Here is a 22,233-nt window from a genome sequence, read left to right as displayed (position 1 = left end):
GATGGACGTGCTTCCCTACCTGGTGGCCGTCTGGATCCTTCTGGTCGGCTGCTACGGCCTCGCCACCAGCCGCAACCTGATCCACGCCGTCGGCTGCCTCGCCGTCTGCCAGTCCGCCACCTACGTCCTGCTGCTGGCCGTCGGCTACCGCGACCACGCGACCGCGCCCGTCTTCTCGGACCTGAAGCCGGGCTCCCGGCCGGTCGTCGACCCGGTCGTCCAGGCCCTCGCCCTCACCGATGTCGTCGTCGGAGCCACCGTCACCGCACTGCTGCTCGCGCTGGTGGTCCAGGTCGCGAAGCGGCACGGCACACTCGACCCCGACGAACTCTCCGAGCTGCGCGGCTGATGAACCACCTCCTGCCGCTGCTCGTCGCCGTCCCGCTCCTCGGGGCCGGGCTGCTGGTCGCCGGCGGCCGGCGGCTGCCCAGGGTCGCCGCCGAGTCGCTCGGCTGCGCGGTCTCCGCCGGCACCGCCGCCCTCGCCCTGGTCCTGCTCCTCGACTCCTCACCGCCGACGGTGGAATGGGTGGGCGGCCGGACACCCGTGAACGGGCGGAGCGTCGGCATCGTCGTGGTCGGCGACGGCCCCGGCCTCGGCATGGCCGCCCTCGCCTCGCTGCTCACCCTCGCCGCACTGGCGTACTCCTGGCGCTACTTCGAGGAGCCGCCACGCCGCCACGCCGCCTCCTTCCCGGCGCTGATGCTGGTGTTCCAGGCGGGCATGTGCGGGTTCGCGATCGCCGGGGACCTGTTCGACGCGTTCGTGTTCTTCGAGCTGATGAGCGTCGTCGCCTACGCGCTCACGGGCTACCGCATCGACGAACCCCGGGCCGTACAGGGGGCGTTGACCTTCGGCATCGTCAACTCACTGGGCGCCTACGCGATACTGATGGGCATCGGCCTGCTGTACGGGCGCACCGGTGAGCTGGCCATGGCACAGATCGGGCGCGGCCTCGACACCCACGGAGGCCCGGACGCGCTCGTGCTCGCCGCCTTCGTCCTCCTCCTGACCGGGCTGCTGGTCAAGGCGGCCGTCGTGCCCTTCCATTTCTGGCTGCCCGACGCCCACGCCGTCGCGCCCACCCCCGTGTGCATGCTGCTGTCGGGGGTCATGGTCGAGATGGGCGTGTACGGCGTGTGGCGGGTGTACGGGACCGTGTTCGCCGGGCCCGGCGGCATCCCGGCCGCCGACCTCGAACGGGCCCTCGTCGTCCTGGGCGCCCTGACGGCGGCCGTCGGCGCGGTGATGTGCTGGTACCAGCGGCACATCAAACGCCTGCTCGCCTACTCGACGATCGCGCACACCGGGCTCTTCCTGGTCGGCGTCGGCGTCCTGAAACCGGAGGCCGACGATGGCGTCGCCCTGTACCTCCTCGGCCACGCCGGTGTGAAGGCCGCCCTCTTCGCGTGCACCGGCATCCTCCTCGACCGCTACGGCAGTGTCGACGAGCACGCCCTGCACGGCAGGGCCCGCAAGCTCAAGGGGGTGGCCGTGATGTTCGGCGTGGGCGCGCTGGGCCTGGCCGGGCTGCCGCCGTTCGGCACGGCCCTCGGCAAGTCGGTCACCGAGGAGGCCGTCGGCCACCCGCTCACCGTGCTCTACGTCGCCGTCTCCGCCGTGACCGCCGGGGCGGTGCTGCGGGTCACCGCCCGTGTCTTCCTGGGCCTCGGCCCGCGCCCGCGGGAGAGCGAGGACTACGAGACGACGGGCTCCGGCGAGCGGCCCGAGACCCGAGGCCGGCTGACCCGGATCCCCGACACCATGACCGTGGTCCCCGCGCTGCTGCTCGCCGCCGCGGTCGCCGTCGGTGTGGCCCCCGGCCTCGCCCACGTGGTCGCGCACGCCGTGAACGAGACCGGTTCGGGAGGTGCCCTCACCTCCGTCCACTGGACCCTGCCCGGTGTTCTGCTGGGCCTGGCCTCGACCCTGCTGGCCGCGGGCCTGGCGACCGTCGCGGTCACCAGGCCCGGACTCCTGTCCGCCCCCCGCCGGGCCCTGCCGCTGCGCCGCCTGCAGTCCGGACACGTCGGCGACTACGTGGCCTGGCTGCTGGTCGGCACCGCCCTGCTGGGCGCGCTGGCCCTGCCGGGGGCCCTGGGTCATGTGCCGTAGGTGACCTTGACCTCCTTGAAGCCGAGGGAGTGCAGCAGGCCCTCCAGCATGTCGGTGGTGTTGGTCTCGGCGCGCGCGGTCAGCTCGCTGTCCTTCGCCGCCTCGCCGATGTGCCTCACGGCGAGCTTCTGCACCGCCTGCTCGCTGTTGGGGTTGCCCGAGAAGAGATCGCCGAGGCGGTCCAGGAGACCGCGCTGTTTGGAGACCGCGTAGGAGCGGTCGGGGTCGAGGGCCGGCTTGCCCAACCGGGCGTGGGGCAGCCGGAGCGTGGCGGAGGTGCGGTCGTCGTCGACCGTCACGTCCTTGTCGCCGACCTTGCCGAGGTCGACATAGGCGTCCACGGTGCCCGCCCCCACGTACAGGGTGCGGGTGCCGCGGATCGCGTCCGGGAGGTATTTGGCGTCCTTCTCCAGGTCCACGACGACCTGGAAGTTGCCGGAGGCGGCGTCGTAACGGCTCATGTCCTGGATGGACTTGAGCAGGGCGGGACCCGAGCGGTCCTTGGTCTCGGTGCCGAAGAAATCGCGCAGTCCGGGCAGCAGGCTGAGCCTGATCCCGGCGAACATCACGACGAGTACGACCACGACCGCGGTGAGCACCTTGGCCCAGCCGGGCATGCGCCTCGGGAGGCGCTTGACGGGAGTCGTCATGGCGACGGCCCTCCTTCCTACCTGACCGGATTCCCGCCGAGCCCCCTGTCAGACCGCGCTGTCGCGGACCTGTGACAGAGCGTCGGCAACCGGATGCCACCCGCCGCCGACCCCGCGCTGCTCGCGGTGGCCGCCGGCACCGGGCTCGTCGTGTCCTGCGCGACGCCCGTGTAGGGGTCGTGCGGCGCAAGGGGGTCACCTTGCTCGTCGGCTCCGTCGCGGCCTGGGCCACGGTGCTCCAGCCGCTCGACGAGACGGCATCCCGGCCGGCCGATCCGAGCGGCTGCACGGTCGCCCGGCAGGCCGCCGACCGGGAGGCGGTGCATGGGCGGATCGGCGCCGAACGGGTGGTGCTGCTCGGTGCCCCCTGGGGCGCCATGCAGGCCGCCGAGTACCTCGCCGCTCACCCCGACCACGTCGAACGCACGATCCTCACCTTGCCCGGCGTCCTGTGGGCACCGGCCTGGCAGGGCGGCGAGGAGGGCGACATCCGGGACCGGCTCACTCCGGCGCAGCAACGCCGTGTCGACCGGTTGGCGGCCAGTCCCCGGCCGGCCGCAGGGCGCTGCTGATGGAGTCCGGCCCGCGCGTCGCCCCGCCCTGCGCCGCGCCCATGTGCCGGTGCGGGCGGTGCGCGGCGACTGCGACCGCAGGAACCCGGGAAGGCGGTGACCGGATTCCCGGCCTCCTCAAGCCGGATTCTTGGATTCCCCGTGGTGGGCGAAACGGACGCGGTCCGTAGCATGAGAGATCCCGTGAGAGATCCCGCCTCCAGCCGGACCTGGTCGAGGAGCCCCTTTCGTGCGAGACATCTCCGTGTTCAGCGGCAGCGCCCACCCCGAGCTGGCCGCCGAGGTCTGCGCCCACCTCGGGGTCCCGCTGAGCCCCACCCGCGTCAGCAGGTTCGCCAACGACTGCCTGGAGGTGCAGCTCCAGGCCAACTGCCGGGAACGGGACGTCTTCCTGATCCAGCCCCTGGTGAAGCCCGTGCAGGAGCACCTGGTCGAGCTGCTGATGATGTGCGACGCGGCCCGCGGGGCGTCCGCCGGCCGGATCACCGTCGTGATGCCGCACTACTCCTACGCCCGCTCGGACAAGAAGGACGCGCCCCGTATCTCCCTGGGCGGCCGGCTGGTGGCCGACCTGATGGCGGCGGCAGGCGTGCACCGGGTCCTCGCCATGACCCTGCACTCACCGCAGGTGCACGGCTTCTTCTCGATGCCCGTGGACCATCTGCACGCCCTCCGTGAGCTGGCCGCCCACTTCCGCCGCTACGACCTCACCTCCACCACGGTCGTCTCGCCCGACCTCGGCAACGCCAAGGAGGCCGCCGCCTTCGCCCGGATGATCGGCGCCCAGGTGGCGGCCGGCGCCAAACAGCGCTACGCCGACGACCGGGTGAGCATCAGCTCGGTGATCGGGGAGGTCGCCGGGCGGGACGTCATCGTCCTGGACGACGAGATCGCCAAGGGCAGCACCGTCCTCGAACTCCTGGACCGACTCAGGGAGTTGCAGCCGCATTCGATACGGGTGGCGTGCACCCACGGCCTGTTCGCGGCCGGGGCCCTCAAACGGCTCAGCGAGCAGCCGGACGTCCTGGAGATCGTCTGCACCAACACCGTGCCGGTGCCCGCCGAGGAGCACACCGACAAGCTGCGGATCCTGTCCATCGCCCCCGCCCTCGCGGAGGCCGTGCGCCGCATTCACAACGGTGAGTCCGTCAGCGCCCTGTTCGACGCGGTCCGCGGCGAATAGGCAGGAAGGAGTGGTCCGCGCGCTCAGGGCACTCGAAGGCGAACCACGGTGGACGCGCTCGGGCTGCACCCGCTGGACGCGGTGCGCGCGGTGGACGAGGGGGTGCCGAGCCGCAGCGGACGTGGCGGCCGGGCAGGTCACGAAGATGGTCAAGTAGGGCGCTGACCGTCGGGTAGGACGCTGGTCCTCGGGTGAGGCGCTGATCGTCGCAATGAGGCGCTCGCATGCGCCGTCATAACGAGCCGGACGTGGCCTCGGGCTGTCCCAGGGCCGCGTCCAGCGTCGTCGCGGGCGGCAGCAGCCGGTGCAGTCCGGTGGCCCGCAGGACGCGCAGGGTCAGCGGGTGGGCGCAGACCAGGTGCAGATGGCCGCCCTGGTCGAGGACGCGGCTCCGGGCCCGGTACAGCAGACGCAGCCCGGAGCAGTCGAAGAACTCGATCCGCGAGAGGTCGATGACGACCCGCGGCGCGTGCCCTGTGGTCGCCTCGTCGAGCCGCGGGCCGATCTCCGTCGCCGCGACGATGTCGATCTCGCCGCGGAACTCCAGCACCGTGTAGCCCCGCTCCTGCCGGACGCGCAGATGCGGGGTGTCCGCGGCGCGTTCCTGCTGCACGACGACATCGCCTCCAACCCGCTCCACCGGTCGGGAGCCTCCAACGGCGGGGGCGTGCGCAGCAGTTCCCCGCCCCAGCAAGGTACCCCCGATGGAGTGAATTCCAGCATGTTCGATTGACATATGTCTTCGAAATGAGGGCGTGTCTCGATCGAGTTTTTTCGGATCGTGAACGAAGGGGGTCGCGGGAGTCTAGGACAGGGCCTGCCACGCCTTGGAGAGCGCCGTGCGGAACTGCTCCGTCTGGTGCGCCGTGAGCTCCCGCACCATCCGATCCTCCAGCTCCCGCACCGGCCGCGCGCACTGCTCGAGCAGTTCGCGCCCGGAATCGGTGAGCAGGATCAGCAGCTCGCGCCGGTTGCGGGGATTGCGCTCGCGGCGGATCAGACCGCGGTTCTCCAGGGAGCGCACCAGGTCGGCGATCGACTGGGCGGTCACGAAGGAGTCCCGCGCCAGCTGGGCGGCGGACAGCCCGTCGTGCCGCTCCAGGACGGTGAGCGCCGTGTACTGCAGGGCGGTGATTCCGGACGGCTTGACGAGTTCGTCCAGACGGGATCGCACCACGAGCTCGACCTGCTTCACCATGTAAAGGAGGGACGGGGGCGCCTTGTGGGGCGGAGGTGCGGATGCTGCCTGGGTTGTCTGCGTGCCGGCCATGAGTCCGAGCGTAAACCATTGACAGGAAACCTGTCTGTAATGAGACTGCGGACCAACAGGAATCCTGTTGGTTGAAATCTTGGCGACGATGCTGAGGAGTGGTGATGACCACCTTCGAGATCGACCCCGGTCGACTGTTCATCGGGGGACAGTGGCGCGAGGCCGCGGACGGAGCGCGGACCGAGGTGGTCGACCCGTCCCGGGGCGCGGTCGTCACCACCGTCGCGGAGGCGGGCGCCGCCGACGTCGACGCGGCGGTACGGGCCGCGCGCGAGGCCTTCGACTCCGGCAAGTGGTCCGGTCTCAGCGGCCGGGAGCGCGGCCGCATCCTGCTGCGCGTGGCGCAGCTGATCCGCGAGGAGGCCGACGAGATCGCCCGGCTGGAGAGCCTGGACGTCGGCAAACCGATCACCCTCGCCCACGTGGTCGACGTCACGAACGCGGCCAACGACTACGAGTACTACGCCACCCTCGCCTTCTCCCTGGAGGGCGGCAACCGCGAGACCCCGATGAACGCCCTCGCCTACACCAAGCGCGGGCCCATCGGTGTCGTCGCCGCGATCACCCCGTTCAACTTCCCGCTGATCCTGGCCGGCTCGAAGATCGCCCCGGCCCTCGCCACCGGCAACACGGTCGTGCACAAGCCGGCCGACGAGACCCCGCTGAGCGCCCTGTACATGGCGGGACTGCTGCAGCGGGCCGGTGTCCCCGACGGCGTCCTCAACGTCGTCACCGGCAGCGGCCCGGTCGCCGGCGAGGCGCTGCTGCGCCACCCCGGCGTCGACAAGATCGCCTTCACCGGCTCCACCGCGATCGGCCGGCACGCCGCGAGCATCGCCGGCGAGAACCTCAAGCCGGTCACCATGGAGCTCGGCGGCAACGCGGCGCACATCGTCTTCGAGGACGCCGACCTGGAGAAGGCCGTCGGCGCGGTCATCAAGGGCTTCGTCTTCAACACCGGCCAGTTCTGCATGGGCGGCCCGCGCCTGCTGGTGGCCCGCCCGGTCTACAGCACCCTGCTGAACATCCTCGCCGAGGCCGTCCCGGGCGTCCCGCTCGGCGACCCCCGCGCGGCGGAGACCGTCATCGGCCCGATGGCGGGGGAGAAGCACCTGCGCAAGGTCGAGGAGTACGTCGACATCGCCCGCAAGGAGGGCGCCCGCGTCGTCTGCGGCGGGGAGCGCCTCGACCTCGACGGCGGCTACTACTACAAGCCCACCGTCATCGCCGACCTCCCGAACGACTCCCGTGTCATCCAGGAGGAGATCTTCGGCCCGGTCCTCACCGTCCAGCCCTTCGACAGCGAGGACGAGGCCGTCGCGCTCGCCAACTCCACGCCGTACGGTCTGGCCTCGGGTGTCCAGACCGGCAACCTCGCCCGCGCCCACCGCGTGGCCGACCGCCTCCAGGCCGGCATCGTCTGGGTCAACGACTGGGCGATGCTCGACCCGGCCGTCCCCTTCGGCGGGGTGAAGGACTCCGGCTTCGGCCGTGAGTACGGCCCCGAGGCGCTCGCCTCCTACACCAAAGTCAAGTCCGTCGTCGTCTCGCTCGACTGAACGCGCCGCAGCGCACAGGGAGTTCAACCGATGTCCATCACCACCCGCGCCGCCGTCGTCGAGTCCGGCGGAGCCCCCTTCACCCTGTCCGACGTCGTCCTCGACGACCCCGCCCCGCACGAGGCGGTGGTCCGTCTGGTGGCGGCCGGCCTGTGCCACACCGACCTCGGCGTGGCGAGCGGCGGACTGCCCTTCCCGCTGCCCGGCGTCCTCGGCCACGAGGGTGCCGGGGTCGTGGAGGCGGTCGGTTCGGCCGTCACCGGCGTGGCCCCCGGCGACCATGTCGTGCTGTCCTTCACCTCCTGCGGCGACTGCCGCAACTGCCACGGCGGTCACCCCGCCTACTGCACCACGTGGCTGCCGCTGAACCTGCTCGGCGGCCGCCGGGCCGACGGCACCGCCACCATCAGCCGGGACGGCGAGCCCCTCGGCGGCCACTTCTTCGGCCAGTCCTCCTTCGCCGAGCGCGCGCTGGTCGACGAGCGCAGCCTCGTCAAGGTCGACCCCGACGTACCGCTGGCATCGATCGCCCCGCTGGGCTGCGGTGTGCAGACGGGTGTCGGCGCGGTCTGGAACGTGCTGAAGCCCGCGACCGGCAGCACGATCGTCGTCCTGGGCGCCGGAGCGGTCGGTCTGTCGGCGGTCATGGCGGCCGCCCTGACCCCGGCCACCACGATCATCGCGGTCGACCGGGTCGCCGAACGCCTCGAACTGGCCAAGGAACTCGGGGCCACCCACACCGTCGACTCCGGCCAGACCGCGCTGGGCGAGGCGATCGCGGAGATCACCGGTGGGCAGGGCGCCGACGGCATCGTGGAGACCACGGGCAACACGGGCGTGCTGCGCCAGGGCGTCGACGCGCTCGCCGGCCGGGGCACCCTGGTCGTCGTGGGGGCCCCGCCGTTCGGCAGCGAGGTCGCCCTGGACGTCAACGGGCTGCTCGGCGGCAAGCGGGTCGTCGGCCTCACCCTCGGCGACAGCGAGACGCAGACCTTCATCCCGGCCCTGGTCAGGCTGGTCAAGGAAGGCCGGCTCCCGTTGGACCGCCTGATCGGCACCTACGCCTTCGAGGACATCGGCCAGGCGGTCCAGGACATGACCTCGGGCAAGACCATCAAGCCGGTCCTGACCTTCTGACATCCGTCAGTCCACCGTCAGCACGAGCTTCCCGGTGGTCCGGCCGGTGTCGCCGAGCCTGTGCGCCTCGGCGGCATCGGCCGTCGCCGACAAGGTGGCCCGCCGCTGTGTGGTCCCGCCGTTCCGCGACGGCGGCCAGGCGCAGGACATCGAACAGCCGGTGCCCGCGACCGGCGCGGCCGGCACGCGGCCACCGGGCCTGGGCCCCCTGGAGCGCCTGGGCGAGCCCCTCACCCCCACCGACCTCGCCCGGATGAGTCCGCGCACCTTCGCCCGCCGCTTCCACGACGAGGTCGGCCCCAGCCCCGGCCGCCAGCCGATTCAGCAGCGCGTCGCGCACGCCCGGCACCTGCTGGAGGCCGGCGACCTCTCCGTGGACCGGATCGCCGGCCGCCTCGGCTTCGTCACCGGCGCCTCCCCGCGCCGGCACCTGCACGCCGAGATCGGGGTCTCCCCGCAGGCGTACCGCAGGACGTTCCAGGCGACCCGCTGAACGTTCCGGACCGATCCGGCGTCGAAGTGGCGCAGCGATGGTCGAGGGAACGGGTGGACGGACATGCGCAGAGGACTCGTGGCGGTGACGGCGGCACTGGTGGCCGCCGTGGGATGCGGCACCGAGGACGACGAGGACCTGATCATCGACTACTGGCCCGCGGTGACGCCCTACAGCGGTCCGCTGGACATCCCCACCCGGCAGACGGACGAGGACACCCCCGAGGCCATGCTCCTGGCCTCGGGCGCCGCGGGCCGGGCACTGGAGTGCGACGGGGAGATCTTCCGGGGCGGCGGGCCCGACGGCTGGGGGAGGGGCGACGGCGGTGACACCCCTGAGCAGGGGCTTCGGCTCTACTTCGACATGTTCGAGCCGACGGGACCCCGCACCGGTTTCCGCGTGGAGCGCGAGGAGGCCGACCGCGTCCTGTACTCGTACGACGTCGGCGGGCGGACCAAGGTGGCGGTCGTCGTCGCCAAGGACCAGGAGGACCGGCCGGGCTGGGGCCCGGAGACCAACGCCTCCTGCGACCCGGCCGAACTCCCGGCGAGTGTCACCGGCGACGAGGAGATCTGGACCGACCGGAACGCAAAGCGCGTCCCGACCACGACACTGAGCAGCTACGCCGGCGCGGAGCACTGCGGCTGGCAGAAGGCGCACTTCCTGGAAATGGGCGGGGGCGAGGACCACCGGCAGTACGTCCGCGACCCCGGCGGCCTGCTCCCGGACGAGCAGCTCACCGCCCCGTACGACGGCGACGTCCGTATGCCCGCCGACGCGCGAGACACCGGATACCGCTACGGGGACTGGCGGTTGTGGCTGACGGAGGACCGTACGACCGCCTACGTGCGCACGCCCGACGGCGTCGAGGCCTGGCCCCTGGCCAAGGAACCGGTGGCCTGCATGTGACCGACGCTCAACGGCTCGCGTGCAGAACGACCAGCAACTGCCAGACCTGGTCGGCGATTTCCTCGGGGGTGCCGTCGAGATCGCCGTGCAGCCAGTCCGCCAGCACCCCCGCGAAGGTCGCGGCGACGGCGGAGGCCACGAGCGGGGCGTCCGCCGCGCCCGCCCGCTCGCGCTCCCGCAGACTGTAGGCGCGCAGGTCCCGGTGGAGCACCCGGCCGAGCGGTCCGCCGCCGCCCGGCGCCAGCAGGGTGCGGTAGAGCACGGCGTGCGGGGTCAGCGAGGCGAAGAACCCGGCCAGCGCGGCGGGCGCCCGCACCGGGTCCGGCCGCCCCTGCCAGGCGTGCAGCGCCTCCACGGCCTCGCGTACGACATCGGCGCAGGCGTCGACGGCGAGAGCCTCCAGGTCGGGGTAGTGCACGTAGAAGGTGGCCCGGCCGATCCCGGCCCGGCGCACCAGCGCGGCCACGCCGACCTCTTCCAGCGGCCGCTCGGCGCACTCCTCGAGCAGCGCCGCCCGCAGCCTCGCCCGGGTGCGGGCCGCCCTCGGGTCCTCGGGCTCGGCGCGGCTCACCGCGCTCACCGCGCGATCAGCACGGCGGCCAGCGCGAGCGCGCCGGGCAGGGCCTGCGCGACCAGAATCCGCCGGTTGGCGGTGGCGGCGCCGTACACCCCGGCGACGATCACGCATGACAGGAAGAACACCTGCGCCCGGAACCCGGTCGGGTCACCGGCGACGAGCCCCCACACCAGCCCCGCGGCGAGAAACCCGTTGTAGAGCCCCTGGTTGGCGGCCATGGCGGCGGTCCGCCGCGCCATCTCGGCGTCGAAGCCGTGGAAGCCCATCCCGGGCTTCTTCTGCCACAGGAACATCTCCATCACCAGGATGTAGAAGTGCAACGCGGCCACCAGCACGACGAGCACGTTCGCCAGGATCTCCATGGTCTCCCCCAACTTCTTGGACAGGTGTCCACTATAGCGGGACAGCTGTCCAAGAAGTCCAGGGAGATGCGCGAACATGGCGCCGATACGGGGGTATCCGCAAGGTTCGGGGCGGGAGCGGCCCGTCCGGCACCTCGTGGAGGAGAAGACATGGCACTGGTGAAAGCGGGCGTCGTGGTGCTCGACTGTGCCGAGCCCGAGATGCTCGCCGAGTTCTACAAGGGGTTCCTGGACGCCGAGGAGACCGATGTGACGGCCAACCGCGTCGAGATCAGGGGCGCCGGCGGCACCCGGCTGGCCTTCCGGCGCGACGTCAACGCGACCCCGCCGAGCTGGCCCCGCCCCGAGAACTCCCTCCAGGCCCACCTGGACTTCGTCGTCGACGACCTCGACGAGGCGGAACGCAGGATCGTCGGCCTCGGCGGCCGGCCCGTGGACACCAAGGGGGCCGCCGGCCCGCACGAGGAGCGCGGCTACGCCGACCCGGCGGGCCACTCCTTCACCCTGCGGCGTGCGCCGTCCACCGCGCCGAAACAGGGGTGAGCCGACAGGGGGCTTCCCGGGGCCGGGTCTCCCAGGATTTCTCGGGGAGAGCCCTCAAGGGCCCCGGGAAGGGGCCCCGGGGGTTCTCAGTCCCGGCCCCCCTTCTCCTTCGCCGGCCACACCCCCGTGGACCGCTCGATGGCCTTCGCGCCCGTGCGGTCGGCGGCGCTGCGGGCCGCGGCGAAGATCGCGCCCTGCAGCGCCGCCGCCAGCAGGACCTCGGTCCACCCGCGGTCGCGGTCCAGGGCGTCGGGGGCGTCGTCCTCGTGCCGTATCGCCTGCCACGCCTTGCGGAAGGCGAGCCCCGCCAGTGCGCCGCTCGCCCAGCCGAGGACGAAACCCACGGGCTGGTAGACGAGGGGGAGTTTCCTTTTCTTGACCACGAGGTTCTCCTTGACGTCTGGGTCGGATGGGTGATTAGGGACGCCCCGGCGGCGGGACCTCCTCGGCCGCGCGCACGGGCCCCGGTGGCGTACCGTCCCCGAAGGGGCGGCCGCCGAGCCGCTCGCGGTGGTGCGGGGTGAGCCAGCCGGCCAGGTCCGGGCCGACGGGGACGATCCTCGTCGGGTTGATGCCGGTGTGCACCTGGTAGTAGTGCCGTTTGATGTGATCGAAGTCGACCGTGTCACCGAAGCCGGGCGTCTGGTAGAGGTCGCGGGCGTACGCCCACAGCACCTCGTTCTCCGTGAGTTTCCAGCGGTTGCACTTGAAGTGGCCGTGATACACCGCGTCGAAGCGGACCAGCGTGGTGAACAGCCGGATGTCCGCCTCGGTGACCGTGTCGCCGACCAGGTAGCGCCGCCCGGCCAGCCGGGACGCCAGCAGCTCCAGCCGCCGGAAGACGCCCGCGCAGGCCTCCTCGTACTCCTCCTGGGTGCTGGCGAAGCCGGCCCGGTACACCCCGTTGTTGACGTCCTCGTACACCTCGGCCATGACCGCGTCGATCTCGTCGCGCAGCCCTTGCGGGTACAGATCGGGCGCTCCGGGGCGGTGCAGGGCCCGCCACTCGGTGGCGAGGTCGAGGGTGATCCGCTGGTAGTCGTTCGTCACCAGCCTGCCGCTGGGCACGTCCACGAGCGCCGGCACGCTGACGCCGCCCGGGTAGCCGGTCTCCCGCCTGTCGTAGGCCTCGGCGAGATAGCGGATGCCGAGGACCGGGTCACGGCCGTCCGGGTCCAGGGTGAAACGCCAGCTGCGGTCGTCCTGGACCGGGTCGGCGATCGCCATCGACAGAGCGTCCTCCAGCCCGAGCAGCCGCCGGGAGATCACCGCACGGCTCGCCCACGGGCAGGCACGGCTGACCACCAGCCGATAGCGGCCCGCCTCCACGGGCCAGCCGTCCCGGCCGTCCGCGGTGATCCGGTCGGAGAAGTGGCTCTTGGACCGCTGGAACCGCTTGTGCCCGTACGCGCTGTTGCCGTCCTGGGTGGTGCCGCCGGCGGCACTGCCGCCCGGGGCACTGCCGCCAACGGTGTTGTCGTCGGCCCCGCCGCTCATCGTGTCTCCTCCTGTCCGAGCCGTTCTGCTGAACGCGTTCCCCGATTTCCGCCGACGGCACGGTGTGAGCCCGACGGGCCGGGGCAGTCGGCTCAGGTGAGCGGGACATCGTCGAACACACATGCCGACCGCAAGACACGCCTCACCGTCCTCGTGGCCCTCGCCGCGAACCTCCTGATCGCCGTCGCCAAGGCGGTCGGCGGTCTGGCCGCGGGCTCTCCCGCGCTGCTGTCGGAAGCGGCGCACTCCGTGGCCGACAGCCTCAACGAGGTGTTCCTCCTGGCCGCGCTGCGCCGCAGCCGCCGCCCGGCCGACCGGCGCCACCCCTTCGGCTACGGCAAGGAACGCTTCTTCTGGTCACTCCTGGCCGCCGTCGGGATCTTCGTCATGGGCGGCTGCTTCTCCTTCTTCCAGGGCGTCGAGGCCCTCAGGAGCGGCGCCGACGAAACACTCAGCGGCTATGTGGCGGGTCTGATCGTCCTCGGCGTCGCCTTCCTCGCCGAGGGCGTCTCCCTCGTCCGCGCCCTCTACCAGGTGCGCCGGCAGGGCGGCACCGCGACGATGCGCGACCCGGCCCTGCGCACCGTGGTCGCCGAGGACGGCACGGCCGTGCTCGGTGTCACCCTGGCCGCGATCGGCATGGCCCTGCACATGGTCACCGGGAGCGTCGTGTGGGAGGCGTCCGCCTCGCTCGCGATCGGCGCCCTGCTGGTGTACGTCGCCTACCGCCTCGGCCGGGAGGCCCGCGACCAGCTCATCGGCGAGGCCGCCGACCCGGAGACCTCCGAGCGGATCCGGGCGCTGCTGGACGCGCAGCCGGAGATCGACAGCGTCGAGGGGGTGTTCACGATGAAGATGGGCCTCGACACGGCCCTCGTCGCGGCCCGGGTGGACCTGGCGCCGGGCATGGACAGCGAGCGGGTCGAGGAGGTCGCCGTCCGGATCAAGCGCGCCGTCGCCCGCGAGATCCCGGAGACGGGCGAGATCTTCCTCGACGTGACCGACCGCCCCGCGCGCGAGGAACGAGAAAGCCCCGCCGCGACGGGGGAGCGCGGCGGGGCCTGACTGTCGGTTGCCCGGTGCGGAGCCGTTCATGCGTTCTGGCGGCAGATTTTTCTACGGATCCCGCCGGGGCCGCGCCGGGAGGCCCGGTCCTCCCGGCTCAGCCGTCGGCCGGCTCCACGACGAACACCGGTATCTCCCGGTCCGTCTTCTTCTGGTAGTCGGCGTACGCCGGATACGCGGCGACGGCACGCTCCCACCACTGGGCCTTCTCCTCACCCGTGACCTCACGGGCCGTCATGTCCTGCTTGGTGGGCCCGTCCTGGAGCTCCACCCGAGGGTCGGCCTTGACGTTGTGGTACCAGACCGGGTGCTGGGGCGCCCCGCCCAGGGAGGCGACCAGGGCGTACCGCCCGTCGTGCTCGACCCGCATCAGCGGCGTCTTGCGGATCTTCCCGCTCTTCGCGCCCCGGGTGGTCAGCACGATCACCGGAAGGCCCGTGTCCAGCAGCGTGGTCCCCTTGGTGCCGCCGGAGCTCTCGTACAACTCCACCTGCTCGCGCACCCATTCGGCCGGGCTGGGCTCGTACTCGCCTTCGAGAGGCATGGTATGGGTCCCTTTCGTCGCGTCTTCGTCACGTCGTCGGTCCGACTGGTTGTCTGCTTCAACACCCGCATCGCCGGAATTCATCCGCGTCGGACCGCTCTTCCGAGTACGCCATTGGCCCGCGGGTAATCCCCGAGGGCGATCCCGATCGGATGGCCGCGCTGTGGACGCCCCGGTGCCGGTCGGGAGCGCGCTATCTCGCCATCCGCACGGCCAGCACGGTCATCACCCCGCTCGACACGAGGGCCGTCACCAGCCGCCCCCGGTTACCGGTGAGCGCCCGGCCCAGCAGCGCACCGCCCCCGGCGAGCAGCAGCTGCCAGCTCGCGGACGCGGCGAAGGCCGCCAGTACGAACACACCCTGTTCCAGGGGCCTTACCGCGTCCGTGGTGCCGGCGCCGAGTACCAGTGCGGCGAAGTAGACGACGGTGGTCGGGTTGAGCAGGGTGATGCCGAGCAGGCCGAGGTAGGCCCGGGCGGGGTTCGGAGGGGGCGGCGCGGAGCGGGTGGCGAGGTGGTGGGCGCGGTACCGGCGTACGGCCGTCAGCGCGCCGCGGGCCGCGAGGGCCAGCAGTACCAGGGCCGAGGCCCAGCGCAGCGGCACCAGCACCGGCCGCAGCACGGCGGCCACGGCGGAACCGCCGACGGTGGCCAGGAGCGCGTAGAGCCCGTCGGCGGTGGCGACGCCGAGCGCGGCGCACGCGCCGGTGCGCAGGGAGGTACGGGCGGTGAGGGAGACGAGGTAGGTCGCGACGGCCCCGACGGGCACGGCGATGCCGTAGCCCGCGATCAGGCCCGCGAGGAGCGCGGCCGTCACGGACGCGCGGGATCGGGCCTTCGGGGACGGCCGGGCTGCTGCTGGACCCGCGCCGGACGGACGGCGTCGGACATCAGCGGCAGCGGGGCTTCGAAGGTGAACATGGCCGGATCCTGCGGGTCCGGGGCGGCCGACGGCAACCGGATTTCCCGGCCGGCTCGGGGCGGCGGAAACCCGGAGCGGCTGGTTCCGGCCAATTCGCGCCCTTCGTCCATCTGGCCGAACTCTGCGTGGTCATGTAGGTGCCTGGGGCATCTAATGGCGATCAGTGTGACAGACGGCACGACGAACGGCACCACAGATCGGCACGCCGCACCCTTCGCCTGCGAGGTCTCCCATGACGGAACTCACGCACCCCGTCGACTTCCCCCAGAACCGCACCTGCCCCTTTCATCCGCCCACGGCCTACGACCCCCTGCGCGCCGCCCGCCCGCTCGCCCGCGTCACCCTCTACGACGGCCGTACCGCCTGGCTGGTCACCGGCCACGACACGGCCCGCGCCCTGCTCGCCGACCGCCGTCTGTCCACCGACCGCACCCGCCCCGGCTACCCGGCGACCTCTCCGCGTTTCAAGGCGCTGCTCGACCGCCGGGCCGCCCTGCTGAACGTCGACGACCCCGAACACCACGCCCAGCGGCGCCTGCTCGTGGCGAGCTTCACGCTGAAACGCGCCACCGCGTTGCGGCCGGCCATCCAGCGGATCGTCGACGAGCGGATCGACGCGATGCTCGCCCAAGGGCCGCCCGCCGAGCTGGTCTCCGCCTTCGCGCTGCCGGTGCCCTCGACGGTGATCTGCGAGCTGCTCGGCGTCCCGTACGCCGACCACGAGTTCTTCGAGGAGCAGTCCCGGCGAATGTTGCGCAGCCGGGTGCCTGAGGAGGTGCGCGACGCCCGCGACCGGCTCGACGACTACCTCGGGGCGCTCATCGACCGCAAGATGGAGAGCCCTCCCGGCGACGGCGTCCTCGACGCCCTGGTCCACGAACAGCTGCGCGACGGAACGGTGGACCGCGAGGGCGCGATCGCCCTGGCCACCATCCTGCTGGTCGCCGGCCACGAGACGACCGCCAACATGATCTCCCTCGGCACGTACACCCTGCTCCAGCACCCCGAGCGGCTCGCCGAACTGCGCGCCGACCCCGCGCTGCTGCCGACGGCAGTCGAGGAGCTGATGCGCCTGCTGTCCATCGCCGACGGGCTGCTGCGGCTGGCCACCGAGGACATCGAGATCGCCGGGACGACGATCCGGGCCGGCGACGGCGTGGTCTTCTCGACCTCCGTCATCAACCGCGACGAGAACACCTACTCCGACCCCGACACCCTCGACTGGCACCGCCCCGCCCGCCACCACCTCGCGTTCGGCTTCGGCATCCACCAGTGCCTGGGCCAGAACCTGGCCCGCGCCGAGCTGGAGATCGCCCTGGGCACCCTCGTCGAGCGGCTCCCCGGCCTGAGGCTCGCGATCCCGGCCGAGGAGGTCCGCATCAAGCCGGGCGACACCATCCAGGGGATGCTGGAACTCCCCGTGACCTGGTGAGAGGCACCGCCATGCACACCGAGCACGCACGCATCCACATCGACACGGACGTCTGCATCAGCGCCGGCCAGTGCGCCCTCGCCGCGCCGGGCGTCTTCACCCAGGACGACGACGGCTTCAGCACGCTGCTGCCCGGCCGGGAGGACGGTGCCGGGGACCCGATGGTCCGCGAGGCGGCACGGGCCTGCCCGGTCGGCGCGATCACGGTGTCCGGACCGGACCGGTGACACGGCACCTCAGTGCCGGCCCCGCGGCAGGGCGCAGACGAAGTCCTCCCGGAGGGCGCGCGTCCGCGCCGCCACGGCGGGGGCCCGGGCCTCGTTGACCCGGCCGGTCACGGAGAACGTCGGCGAGCGGCGGCGGTCCGGCGTCGCGGCCGCCAGCCGGGTGTGGCCGGGGAAGTTCCCGGTGTGCCCGGGCACGACACCGCAGCGGGTCCGGTACCGGAAGATGCCCAGGCCCGGGCCGAACGCGGACCGCCGGCCCCGCTCCAGTAGGTTTTCCGGCGTGACCGCACAGGACGAGAAGCCGCCCTTCCTCTACGTCGTCGTCTGTGCCGCCGGCATCGCCGCGGGCGTCGGCAAGCTGATCACCGCCGCGCAGGAGCGCGAGTGGCAGGTCGGTGTCATCGCCACGCCCCCCGCCATGAACGGCTTCTTCGACACCGTCGCCGTGGAGGCGCAGACCGGCCACCCGATCCGCTCCGCCTGGCGCCGCCCCGGCGATCCGCGTCCCTTCCCCGACCCCGACGCCGTCGTCGTCGCCCCGGCCACCTTCAACACCATCAACAAGTGGGCGGCCGGCATCGCCGACACCCTCGCCCTGGGCACCCTGTGCGAGGTGTCCGGCCAGGGCGTCCCCATCGGCGTCCTGCCCTGCGTCTCCCGCGCCCTCGCCGCCCACCCCGCCTACCAGGAGAGCCTGATACGCCTGCGTGACATGGGCGCTCGGTTCGGATACCCCTACGAGGGCGGCGAGCGGGAGGACTTCGGCTGGGAGCGGGCGCTCGACCTGCTGGGGTGAGTCACCCCGCCGCAGCGGCGCCGGGCGACGTAGGCTCCCCTGTGGGTGTCCACACCGACGTCAGGGGCAGCGACGATGCAGTACGTGAAGCTCGGCTCGACCGGTTTGGACGTTTCGCGGATCTGTCTGGGCTGCATGACCTACGGTCTCCCCGACCGGGGCGTGCACGAGTGGACCCTCGACGAGGAGGCGTCCCGGCCGCTGATCCGGCAGGCGCTGGACGCCGGCATCAACTTCTTCGACACGGCGAACGTCTACTCCGACGGCACCAGCGAGGAGATCGTCGGCAAGGCGCTGCGTGACTTCGCGCGCCGCGACGAGATCGTCCTCGCCACGAAGGTGCACGGCCGCATGCGCCCCGGTCCCAACGGCGGCGGCCTCTCCCGCAAGGCGATCCTGTCCGAACTGGACCACAGCCTGAGCCGCCTCGGCACCGACCACGTCGACCTCTACCAGATTCACCGCTTCGACCCGCACACCCCGGTCGAGGAGACGATGGAGGCGCTGCACGATGTCGTCAAGGCGGGCAAGGTCCGCTATCTGGGGGCGAGTTCGATGTACGCCTGGCAGTTCTCCAAGATGCAGTACACCGCCGAACGGCACGGCTGGACGAAGTTCGTCTCCATGCAGAACCACTACAACCTCCTCTACCGCGAGGAGGAGCGCGAGATGCTGCCGCTCTGCGCCGACCAGGGCGTCGGGGTACTGCCCTGGAGCCCGTTGGCCCGAGGCCGCCTCACCCGCGACTGGGGCGCCCGTACCGCTCGCAGCTCCACGGACAACTTCGGCAGCACGCTCTACCTGGAGGGCGACCACACCATCGTCGAGGCCGTCTCCCGCATCGCCACGGAACGAGGCGTCCCCCGCGCCCAGGTGGCCTTGGCGTGGCTCCTCCACCAGGACACGGTGACGTCCCCGATCATCGGAGCGGCGAAACCCCAGCACATCGAGGACGCGGTGGCGGCGGTGGAACTCACGCTGACGGCCAAGGAGTTGGAGGAGCTGGAGCAGCCCTACGGCCCCCACCCCGTCGCCGGCCACTGAAAGAGACGCAGGACGCGGGGGCTGTACCACCCCCTAGTGCGGACCCGACGGCGACGCGAACTCGGTCCCGCACGGTCCCGCCCCCTCACTCTCCGGCAAGGAGACCCGCGCCCCACTCATGGACAACGTCCGGTAATAACCGCCGATCCGCTCCGCCGACCGCCCCACGTAGTGCCCGATGAACGACCGCCGGAAGCGGTCGGAGGACCGGTTCGGCTGCGACCCGTGCACCAGACTGCCGTTGAAGAACAGCACGTCCCCCGGAGCCATGTCCACCGGCACGGGCGCCAGCCCGGCCGGCGGCGGCACGTACTCTCGCGCGAACGACACCCCCTCGTCCGCCTCGTCCGGGCAGAACAACTCCATCCGATGCGTACCGGGCACCACTTCCAGCCCGCCGTTGTCCCGGTCGATCACCTCGCACGCCAGCCACGCCGCCACACACGTGCCCGGCTCGACCCGCAGATAGAAGTTGTCCTGATGAAGGGCCTGCCCGCGCGCCCCCGGCGGCTTGAAGTAGAACATGCTCTGCGCGGCCAGCACCTCCTCGCCCAGCAGTTCCTCCAGCACACTCCGCAGCCGGGCGTCCAGCAGCATCCGCCGGGCGAGCGCGCTGATCTCGTGCGGATGCATCACCCTCGGGTACCGGTCCAGCGGATCGTCCCCGGCCCGCGGCTCGAAGTGCCCCGGCACGGAGCTCCCGGCCGCCTGCAGCGCCGCGAACTCGGCGCACAGGCGGCCCACTTCGCCGTATCCGAACAGCCCGGGTACGACGGTGAAACCGTCCTTCTCGTACTGCCTCAACCCGGCCTGGGTCAGGCCGGCGCCGGTGACGGACATGGAGCTCCTCCTCGGTCGACGGAACGGAATGCGTGCCGTAATTACCCTCCCGAAAGGGACACCAATACAGTGACCGCCCCCAAAGGGCCCCGAAGTCGTCCTCGTTCGGGATTCTATTGACGGAACGTCAGATCCTCGGCTCCCGCGTACCGCGCACGAAACCGCGAGATCTCTTGTTCCTCCTGGTCCGGCTGTGCGAAGGTGTGCCTTGTCGGCGCACGGACAACGCTTTCTCCTCCGTGCGCACGAGGCCCGGTGTTCGGTCGCATCCCCCACGCTTCAAAAGAGCCGTCCCCTGCCGACCTCACACTGGTGCCGAACCCTGCCCTTTGCCGCGTGTCCGTGTCCCCAGGACATGCTTCCAGGAGGAATGCAGCCTTGAATGACGCAGGCCTGTCGAATTCCCCTTCGGCTCGCCGCCTCGACGCGACGGACGAACAGCTGAGCTCCGAGTTGACACAGTGGGCGGGGGCGTCGCCCGCGCTCTACCCCGTGGGCGAGCTGCTGGACCGGCACTGGGAGGCGGCCTTCGCCTACGCGCGGCTGTGCACCGACGGCGAGCGCGCGGCCGGCATGCTCACCACGGCGGCCTTCACCCGGTTGTTCGGCGCGACCCAGCAGCAGAACGGGCCGACCGCCGCATGGCGCCCCCATCTGCTGGCCACCGTCCGCCGGCTCGCCGCCGAGTGGGACTCCGACGGCCGCCGTGACCTGCTCCACCCCGACCTGCGCGCCGTGGACGGCGACGGAGACCGCGTGGCCGTCCTGCTGCTCCCGCCACCCAACCGGCGGATGCTGGCCCGCGCCTTCCAGCGGCTGCCCCAGTCGGCCCGTTGCCTGCTGTGGCACACGGAGGCCGAGGCCGAACCCCTGGCGGTCCCGGCCGGTCTGCTCGGCCTCGACGAGGAGGGCGCCCGGGTCGAACTACGCCGCTCCCGCGAGCGGCTGCGCGAGGAAGTGCTCCAGGTCCACCGCGAACTCGCCACCGACGACGACTGCCACCGCTACCACCGGCTGCTGGACGTCACCTGCCGGCGCGGCGGCGTCGACGTCGACCCCGACCTGCGCGCGCACACCGCGCAGTGCCGGCACTGCGCGTACACCGCCGACCAGTTGCTGCAGTTCGAGGGCCTTCTGGGCGTCGCCCTGGCCGAGGGCATCCTGGGCTGGGCGGCCGGCGCCTACCTGGAGGGCAGGGCCACCGCGGACGGGCGCGCACGCGCCGAGGCGCCGAGGGAGCGGCGCAGCCCGGCCATGAGCGGCGAGGCCTTCGACGACGTGCGGGGAGAGTCCCCCGGGCCGGGCACGGCCCACGCACCCGGCACGGCGGACCCGCTCGGCAGGGCCCCGGAGGGGAGTGCGGCGGGCGAGGCCGCCGTACCCGGTGACGCCGGGCGCCGCGGTGCCCGGAACGCCGCCGGAACCGGCCCTGGCACCGACAGCCGTCCCGCCTCCCGCCGATCGGACCGCAAGGCGGCCCGCCGCGCCCGCCGGCGCAACCTCACCGCCGCCGTCCTGACGGTCAGCGGGATGGTCGTCCTCCCGCTCGTGGTGTGGGCCGCCCTCGGCTCCGACGGCGGCACCGGTCCGACCGCCGGCGGCGAGGCGTCGCAGACCCCGTCCGCGGGCACCGACACGGCCACCGACAAGCCGTCCTGGATCGCCGAGGAGGAGACCCAGGGCACCCTGCACGGCCGGCTGCACAACGTCGCCTCCGGGCTCTGCATGGGCCTCGTCGACGGCAAGGCCGTCCAGGGCGCCGAGATCGAGCTCGCCACCTGCTCGTCCGACGCGGACCAGCAGTGGACGTACGAGACCGACGGGCTGCTGCGCAGTGCCGCCGACCCCGACCTGTGCCTCGACTCCCGCCTCGGCTACTCGGTGCGGCTGGGCCTGTGCACGGGTGCCTCGGACGCGGCCGTCAAGAACATCCGGTACGACTTCACCCTCCAGGGCACGCTCGTGCCGCGCTCGAACCAGAACCTGGCGCTCGCCCCCGCCGCCACCGACGGCTCGGGCGCTCTGGTCCTGAAGACCCGCGCGGACGGCACCGCCCAGCGCTGGGTGATCGACACCTCGCAGCCCGACCCGCAGATGGAGTTCGTCAACTGGGGCGCCGACAGCACCTCCTCGGACGCGCCGGCGCCGGCACCCGGCACCAAGTCGGCGAAGACCCAGGCGCCCGACCCGGCACCGTCCCCCACCCCCTCGGCCGCTCCTGAGCCGAAGAGCTCCGCCGGCTCGTCGAACAGCACCTCCTGCTCGTACTACTCCTGGTACTACTGCACCTGGAACGGCCAGTCCGGCTCGTCCGGAGGCTACGGCGGCTCCGGGTACGGCGGCTCCGGGTACGGTGGCTTCGGCGGATACGGCTCCTACTCCGGCGGCGGACGCGACTGAGCGAGGGGCGGGGGGCCGAGAGGCCCGGCGCCGGGGCCAATGGGCCGGAAACGCCCCAGACGAGTAAGTCCGATCTCCGGTCGGTGGTCGTAGGCG

25 protein-coding genes and 1 pseudogene are annotated in these 22,233 nt (G+C 72.2%); 15 read left to right on the top strand and 11 right to left on the bottom strand.

Going from position 1 to position 22,233, the window contains the following annotated elements; all coding sequences use genetic code 11:
• Position 1: 1 nt before the first annotated feature.
• On the top strand, positions 2 to 349 hold the full coding sequence (locus ACIBVL_RS07620) for a sodium:proton antiporter (protein WP_399094824.1): 348 nt from the start codon (positions 2 to 4) through the stop codon (positions 347 to 349).
• A complete protein-coding gene (locus tag ACIBVL_RS07615; RefSeq protein WP_399093416.1) occupies positions 349 to 2,115 on the top strand; it encodes a complex I subunit 5 family protein in 1,767 nt (588 codons plus the stop codon). Before ACIBVL_RS07620 ends, ACIBVL_RS07615 begins: the two co-directional genes overlap by 1 nt.
• Here ACIBVL_RS07615 and ACIBVL_RS07610 read toward each other — a convergent pair.
• A complete protein-coding gene (locus ACIBVL_RS07610; RefSeq protein ID WP_399093413.1) occupies positions 2,103 to 2,765 on the bottom strand; it encodes a DUF4230 domain-containing protein in 663 nt (220 codons plus the stop codon). The two genes, ACIBVL_RS07615 and ACIBVL_RS07610, sit on opposite strands and share 13 nt — an antisense overlap.
• A gap of 200 nt (positions 2,766 to 2,965) precedes the next feature.
• Between ACIBVL_RS07610 and ACIBVL_RS07605 the strand changes: the two genes are divergently transcribed.
• Both ACIBVL_RS07605 and ACIBVL_RS07600 read left to right on the top strand, forming a co-directional pair.
• Positions 2,966 to 3,337, top strand: a complete 372-nt coding sequence (locus ACIBVL_RS07605) for an alpha/beta fold hydrolase (protein ID WP_399093410.1) — start codon at positions 2,966 to 2,968, stop codon at positions 3,335 to 3,337.
• Between the two features lie 229 nt (positions 3,338 to 3,566).
• Positions 3,567 to 4,520, top strand: a complete 954-nt coding sequence (locus ACIBVL_RS07600; protein ID WP_399093407.1) for a ribose-phosphate diphosphokinase — start codon at positions 3,567 to 3,569, stop codon at positions 4,518 to 4,520.
• A 232-nt stretch (positions 4,521 to 4,752) separates the two neighbouring features.
• On the opposite strand, the gene ACIBVL_RS07595 is transcribed toward ACIBVL_RS07600, so the two are convergent.
• Both ACIBVL_RS07595 and ACIBVL_RS07590 read right to left on the bottom strand, forming a co-directional pair.
• The gene (locus tag ACIBVL_RS07595; RefSeq protein ID WP_399093404.1) at positions 4,753 to 5,160 is read right to left on the bottom strand and encodes an anti-sigma factor antagonist; all 408 of its coding nucleotides are present in this window, start codon (positions 5,158 to 5,160) and stop codon (positions 4,753 to 4,755) included.
• Between the two features lie 165 nt (positions 5,161 to 5,325).
• Positions 5,326 to 5,718, bottom strand: a complete 393-nt coding sequence (locus ACIBVL_RS07590; protein WP_399093401.1) for a MarR family winged helix-turn-helix transcriptional regulator — start codon at positions 5,716 to 5,718, stop codon at positions 5,326 to 5,328.
• 176 nt (positions 5,719 to 5,894) lie between these two features.
• Here ACIBVL_RS07590 and ACIBVL_RS07585 point away from each other — a divergent pair, with 176 nt between their 5' ends.
• From ACIBVL_RS07585 to ACIBVL_RS07570, 4 genes and pseudogenes are all read left to right on the top strand, one after another.
• Positions 5,895 to 7,349 carry an aldehyde dehydrogenase family protein gene (locus ACIBVL_RS07585; RefSeq protein ID WP_399093399.1) on the top strand — a complete coding sequence of 485 codons (1,455 nt, stop codon included), beginning with the start codon at positions 5,895 to 5,897 and terminating at the stop codon, positions 7,347 to 7,349.
• 30 nt (positions 7,350 to 7,379) lie between these two features.
• Entirely contained in the window at positions 7,380 to 8,486 is a 1,107-nt protein-coding gene (locus ACIBVL_RS07580; RefSeq protein WP_399093396.1) for an NAD(P)-dependent alcohol dehydrogenase, read from the top strand.
• A 76-nt stretch (positions 8,487 to 8,562) separates the two neighbouring features.
• Positions 8,563 to 8,979: pseudogene (locus ACIBVL_RS07575) on the top strand (helix-turn-helix domain-containing protein); the annotation flags it as partial.
• A gap of 63 nt (positions 8,980 to 9,042) precedes the next feature.
• A complete protein-coding gene (locus ACIBVL_RS07570; RefSeq protein WP_399093393.1) occupies positions 9,043 to 9,888 on the top strand; it encodes a hypothetical protein in 846 nt (281 codons plus the stop codon).
• A gap of 7 nt (positions 9,889 to 9,895) precedes the next feature.
• Here the strand turns inward: ACIBVL_RS07570 and ACIBVL_RS07565 are convergent, their stop codons facing one another.
• Together ACIBVL_RS07565 and ACIBVL_RS07560 are read right to left on the bottom strand one after the other, a co-directional pair.
• Positions 9,896 to 10,459: a TetR/AcrR family transcriptional regulator gene (locus tag ACIBVL_RS07565; protein ID WP_399094821.1), complete on the bottom strand. Its 564-nt coding sequence runs from the start codon at positions 10,457 to 10,459 to the stop codon at positions 9,896 to 9,898.
• A gap of 5 nt (positions 10,460 to 10,464) precedes the next feature.
• Positions 10,465 to 10,827: a DUF1304 domain-containing protein gene (locus ACIBVL_RS07560; RefSeq protein WP_399093390.1), complete on the bottom strand. Its 363-nt coding sequence runs from the start codon at positions 10,825 to 10,827 to the stop codon at positions 10,465 to 10,467.
• A gap of 150 nt (positions 10,828 to 10,977) precedes the next feature.
• Here ACIBVL_RS07560 and ACIBVL_RS07555 point away from each other — a divergent pair, with 150 nt between their 5' ends.
• On the top strand, positions 10,978 to 11,370 hold the full coding sequence (locus tag ACIBVL_RS07555; protein WP_399093387.1) for a VOC family protein: 393 nt from the start codon (positions 10,978 to 10,980) through the stop codon (positions 11,368 to 11,370).
• An 86-nt stretch (positions 11,371 to 11,456) separates the two neighbouring features.
• On the opposite strand, the gene ACIBVL_RS07550 is transcribed toward ACIBVL_RS07555, so the two are convergent.
• Together ACIBVL_RS07550 and ACIBVL_RS07545 are read right to left on the bottom strand one after the other, a co-directional pair.
• Positions 11,457 to 11,753 carry a DUF4235 domain-containing protein gene (locus tag ACIBVL_RS07550; protein WP_399093384.1) on the bottom strand — a complete coding sequence of 99 codons (297 nt, stop codon included), beginning with the start codon at positions 11,751 to 11,753 and terminating at the stop codon, positions 11,457 to 11,459.
• 34 nt (positions 11,754 to 11,787) lie between these two features.
• A complete protein-coding gene (locus ACIBVL_RS07545; RefSeq protein WP_399093381.1) occupies positions 11,788 to 12,867 on the bottom strand; it encodes a glutathione S-transferase family protein in 1,080 nt (359 codons plus the stop codon).
• Positions 12,868 to 12,963: 96 nt separating this feature from the next.
• Between ACIBVL_RS07545 and ACIBVL_RS07540 the strand changes: the two genes are divergently transcribed.
• Positions 12,964 to 13,932, top strand: coding sequence for a cation diffusion facilitator family transporter (locus ACIBVL_RS07540; RefSeq protein WP_399093378.1), 969 nt, complete (start codon positions 12,964 to 12,966; stop codon positions 13,930 to 13,932).
• 97 nt (positions 13,933 to 14,029) lie between these two features.
• Here ACIBVL_RS07540 and ACIBVL_RS07535 read toward each other — a convergent pair whose 3' ends face one another.
• The gene (locus ACIBVL_RS07535; RefSeq protein WP_399093375.1) at positions 14,030 to 14,476 is read right to left on the bottom strand and encodes a nitroreductase family deazaflavin-dependent oxidoreductase; all 447 of its coding nucleotides are present in this window, start codon (positions 14,474 to 14,476) and stop codon (positions 14,030 to 14,032) included.
• 193 nt (positions 14,477 to 14,669) lie between these two features.
• Positions 14,670 to 15,293, bottom strand: a complete 624-nt coding sequence (locus tag ACIBVL_RS07530; RefSeq protein ID WP_399093372.1) for a LysE family transporter — start codon at positions 15,291 to 15,293, stop codon at positions 14,670 to 14,672.
• A 337-nt stretch (positions 15,294 to 15,630) separates the two neighbouring features.
• On the opposite strand from ACIBVL_RS07530, the gene ACIBVL_RS07525 reads away from it, so the two are divergent.
• The gene (locus ACIBVL_RS07525) at positions 15,631 to 16,830 is read left to right on the top strand and encodes a cytochrome P450 (RefSeq protein WP_399093369.1); all 1,200 of its coding nucleotides are present in this window, start codon (positions 15,631 to 15,633) and stop codon (positions 16,828 to 16,830) included.
• Between the two features lie 11 nt (positions 16,831 to 16,841).
• Positions 16,842 to 17,057: a ferredoxin gene (locus tag ACIBVL_RS07520; protein ID WP_399094818.1), complete on the top strand. Its 216-nt coding sequence runs from the start codon at positions 16,842 to 16,844 to the stop codon at positions 17,055 to 17,057.
• A gap of 9 nt (positions 17,058 to 17,066) precedes the next feature.
• On the opposite strand, the gene ACIBVL_RS07515 is transcribed toward ACIBVL_RS07520, so the two are convergent.
• Positions 17,067 to 17,252, bottom strand: coding sequence for a hypothetical protein (locus ACIBVL_RS07515; RefSeq protein ID WP_399093366.1), 186 nt, complete (start codon positions 17,250 to 17,252; stop codon positions 17,067 to 17,069).
• A gap of 85 nt (positions 17,253 to 17,337) precedes the next feature.
• Between ACIBVL_RS07515 and ACIBVL_RS07510 the strand changes: the two genes are divergently transcribed.
• Both ACIBVL_RS07510 and ACIBVL_RS07505 read left to right on the top strand, forming a co-directional pair.
• The gene (locus ACIBVL_RS07510) at positions 17,338 to 17,853 is read left to right on the top strand and encodes a flavoprotein (protein ID WP_399093363.1); all 516 of its coding nucleotides are present in this window, start codon (positions 17,338 to 17,340) and stop codon (positions 17,851 to 17,853) included.
• Positions 17,854 to 17,928: 75 nt separating this feature from the next.
• Positions 17,929 to 18,897: an aldo/keto reductase gene (locus ACIBVL_RS07505; RefSeq protein WP_399093360.1), complete on the top strand. Its 969-nt coding sequence runs from the start codon at positions 17,929 to 17,931 to the stop codon at positions 18,895 to 18,897.
• A gap of 33 nt (positions 18,898 to 18,930) precedes the next feature.
• Here the strand turns inward: ACIBVL_RS07505 and ACIBVL_RS07500 are convergent, their stop codons facing one another.
• Positions 18,931 to 19,737 carry a phytanoyl-CoA dioxygenase family protein gene (locus tag ACIBVL_RS07500; protein ID WP_399093357.1) on the bottom strand — a complete coding sequence of 269 codons (807 nt, stop codon included), beginning with the start codon at positions 19,735 to 19,737 and terminating at the stop codon, positions 18,931 to 18,933.
• 378 nt (positions 19,738 to 20,115) lie between these two features.
• Between ACIBVL_RS07500 and ACIBVL_RS07495 the strand changes: the two genes are divergently transcribed.
• Positions 20,116 to 22,137: a ricin-type beta-trefoil lectin domain protein gene (locus ACIBVL_RS07495; protein ID WP_399093354.1), complete on the top strand. Its 2,022-nt coding sequence runs from the start codon at positions 20,116 to 20,118 to the stop codon at positions 22,135 to 22,137.
• Positions 22,138 to 22,233: the final 96 nt, after the last annotated feature.

Source organism: Streptomyces sp. NPDC049687 (assembly GCF_044465285.1).
Lineage (GTDB): Bacteria > Actinomycetota > Actinomycetes > Streptomycetales > Streptomycetaceae > Streptomyces.
This window is presented reverse-complemented; position numbering and strand designations above follow the sequence as displayed.

What these genes read in the sequence shown, in the direction of transcription:
- ACIBVL_RS07560 (WP_399093390.1), bottom strand. Translation starts at nt 10,827, where the DNA reads ATGGAGATCCTGGCGAACGTGCTCGTCGTGCTGGTGGCCGCGTTGCAC.
- ACIBVL_RS07500 (WP_399093357.1), bottom strand. Translation starts at nt 19,737, where the DNA reads ATGTCCGTCACCGGCGCCGGCCTGACCCAGGCCGGGTTGAGGCAGTAC.
- ACIBVL_RS07520 (WP_399094818.1), top strand. Translation starts at nt 16,842, where the DNA reads ATGCACACCGAGCACGCACGCATCCACATCGACACGGACGTCTGCATC.
- ACIBVL_RS07585 (WP_399093399.1), top strand. Translation starts at nt 5,895, where the DNA reads ATGACCACCTTCGAGATCGACCCCGGTCGACTGTTCATCGGGGGACAG.
- ACIBVL_RS07580 (WP_399093396.1), top strand. Translation starts at nt 7,380, where the DNA reads ATGTCCATCACCACCCGCGCCGCCGTCGTCGAGTCCGGCGGAGCCCCC.
- ACIBVL_RS07620 (WP_399094824.1), top strand. Translation starts at nt 2, where the DNA reads ATGGACGTGCTTCCCTACCTGGTGGCCGTCTGGATCCTTCTGGTCGGC.
- ACIBVL_RS07525 (WP_399093369.1), top strand. Translation starts at nt 15,631, where the DNA reads ATGACGGAACTCACGCACCCCGTCGACTTCCCCCAGAACCGCACCTGC.
- ACIBVL_RS07615 (WP_399093416.1), top strand. Translation starts at nt 349, where the DNA reads ATGAACCACCTCCTGCCGCTGCTCGTCGCCGTCCCGCTCCTCGGGGCC.
- ACIBVL_RS07535 (WP_399093375.1), bottom strand. Translation starts at nt 14,476, where the DNA reads ATGCCTCTCGAAGGCGAGTACGAGCCCAGCCCGGCCGAATGGGTGCGC.
- ACIBVL_RS07610 (WP_399093413.1), bottom strand. Translation starts at nt 2,765, where the DNA reads ATGACGACTCCCGTCAAGCGCCTCCCGAGGCGCATGCCCGGCTGGGCC.
- ACIBVL_RS07545 (WP_399093381.1), bottom strand. Translation starts at nt 12,867, where the DNA reads ATGAGCGGCGGGGCCGACGACAACACCGTTGGCGGCAGTGCCCCGGGC.
- ACIBVL_RS07590 (WP_399093401.1), bottom strand. Translation starts at nt 5,718, where the DNA reads ATGGTGAAGCAGGTCGAGCTCGTGGTGCGATCCCGTCTGGACGAACTC.
- ACIBVL_RS07570 (WP_399093393.1), top strand. Translation starts at nt 9,043, where the DNA reads ATGCGCAGAGGACTCGTGGCGGTGACGGCGGCACTGGTGGCCGCCGTG.
- ACIBVL_RS07505 (WP_399093360.1), top strand. Translation starts at nt 17,929, where the DNA reads ATGCAGTACGTGAAGCTCGGCTCGACCGGTTTGGACGTTTCGCGGATC.
- ACIBVL_RS07555 (WP_399093387.1), top strand. Translation starts at nt 10,978, where the DNA reads ATGGCACTGGTGAAAGCGGGCGTCGTGGTGCTCGACTGTGCCGAGCCC.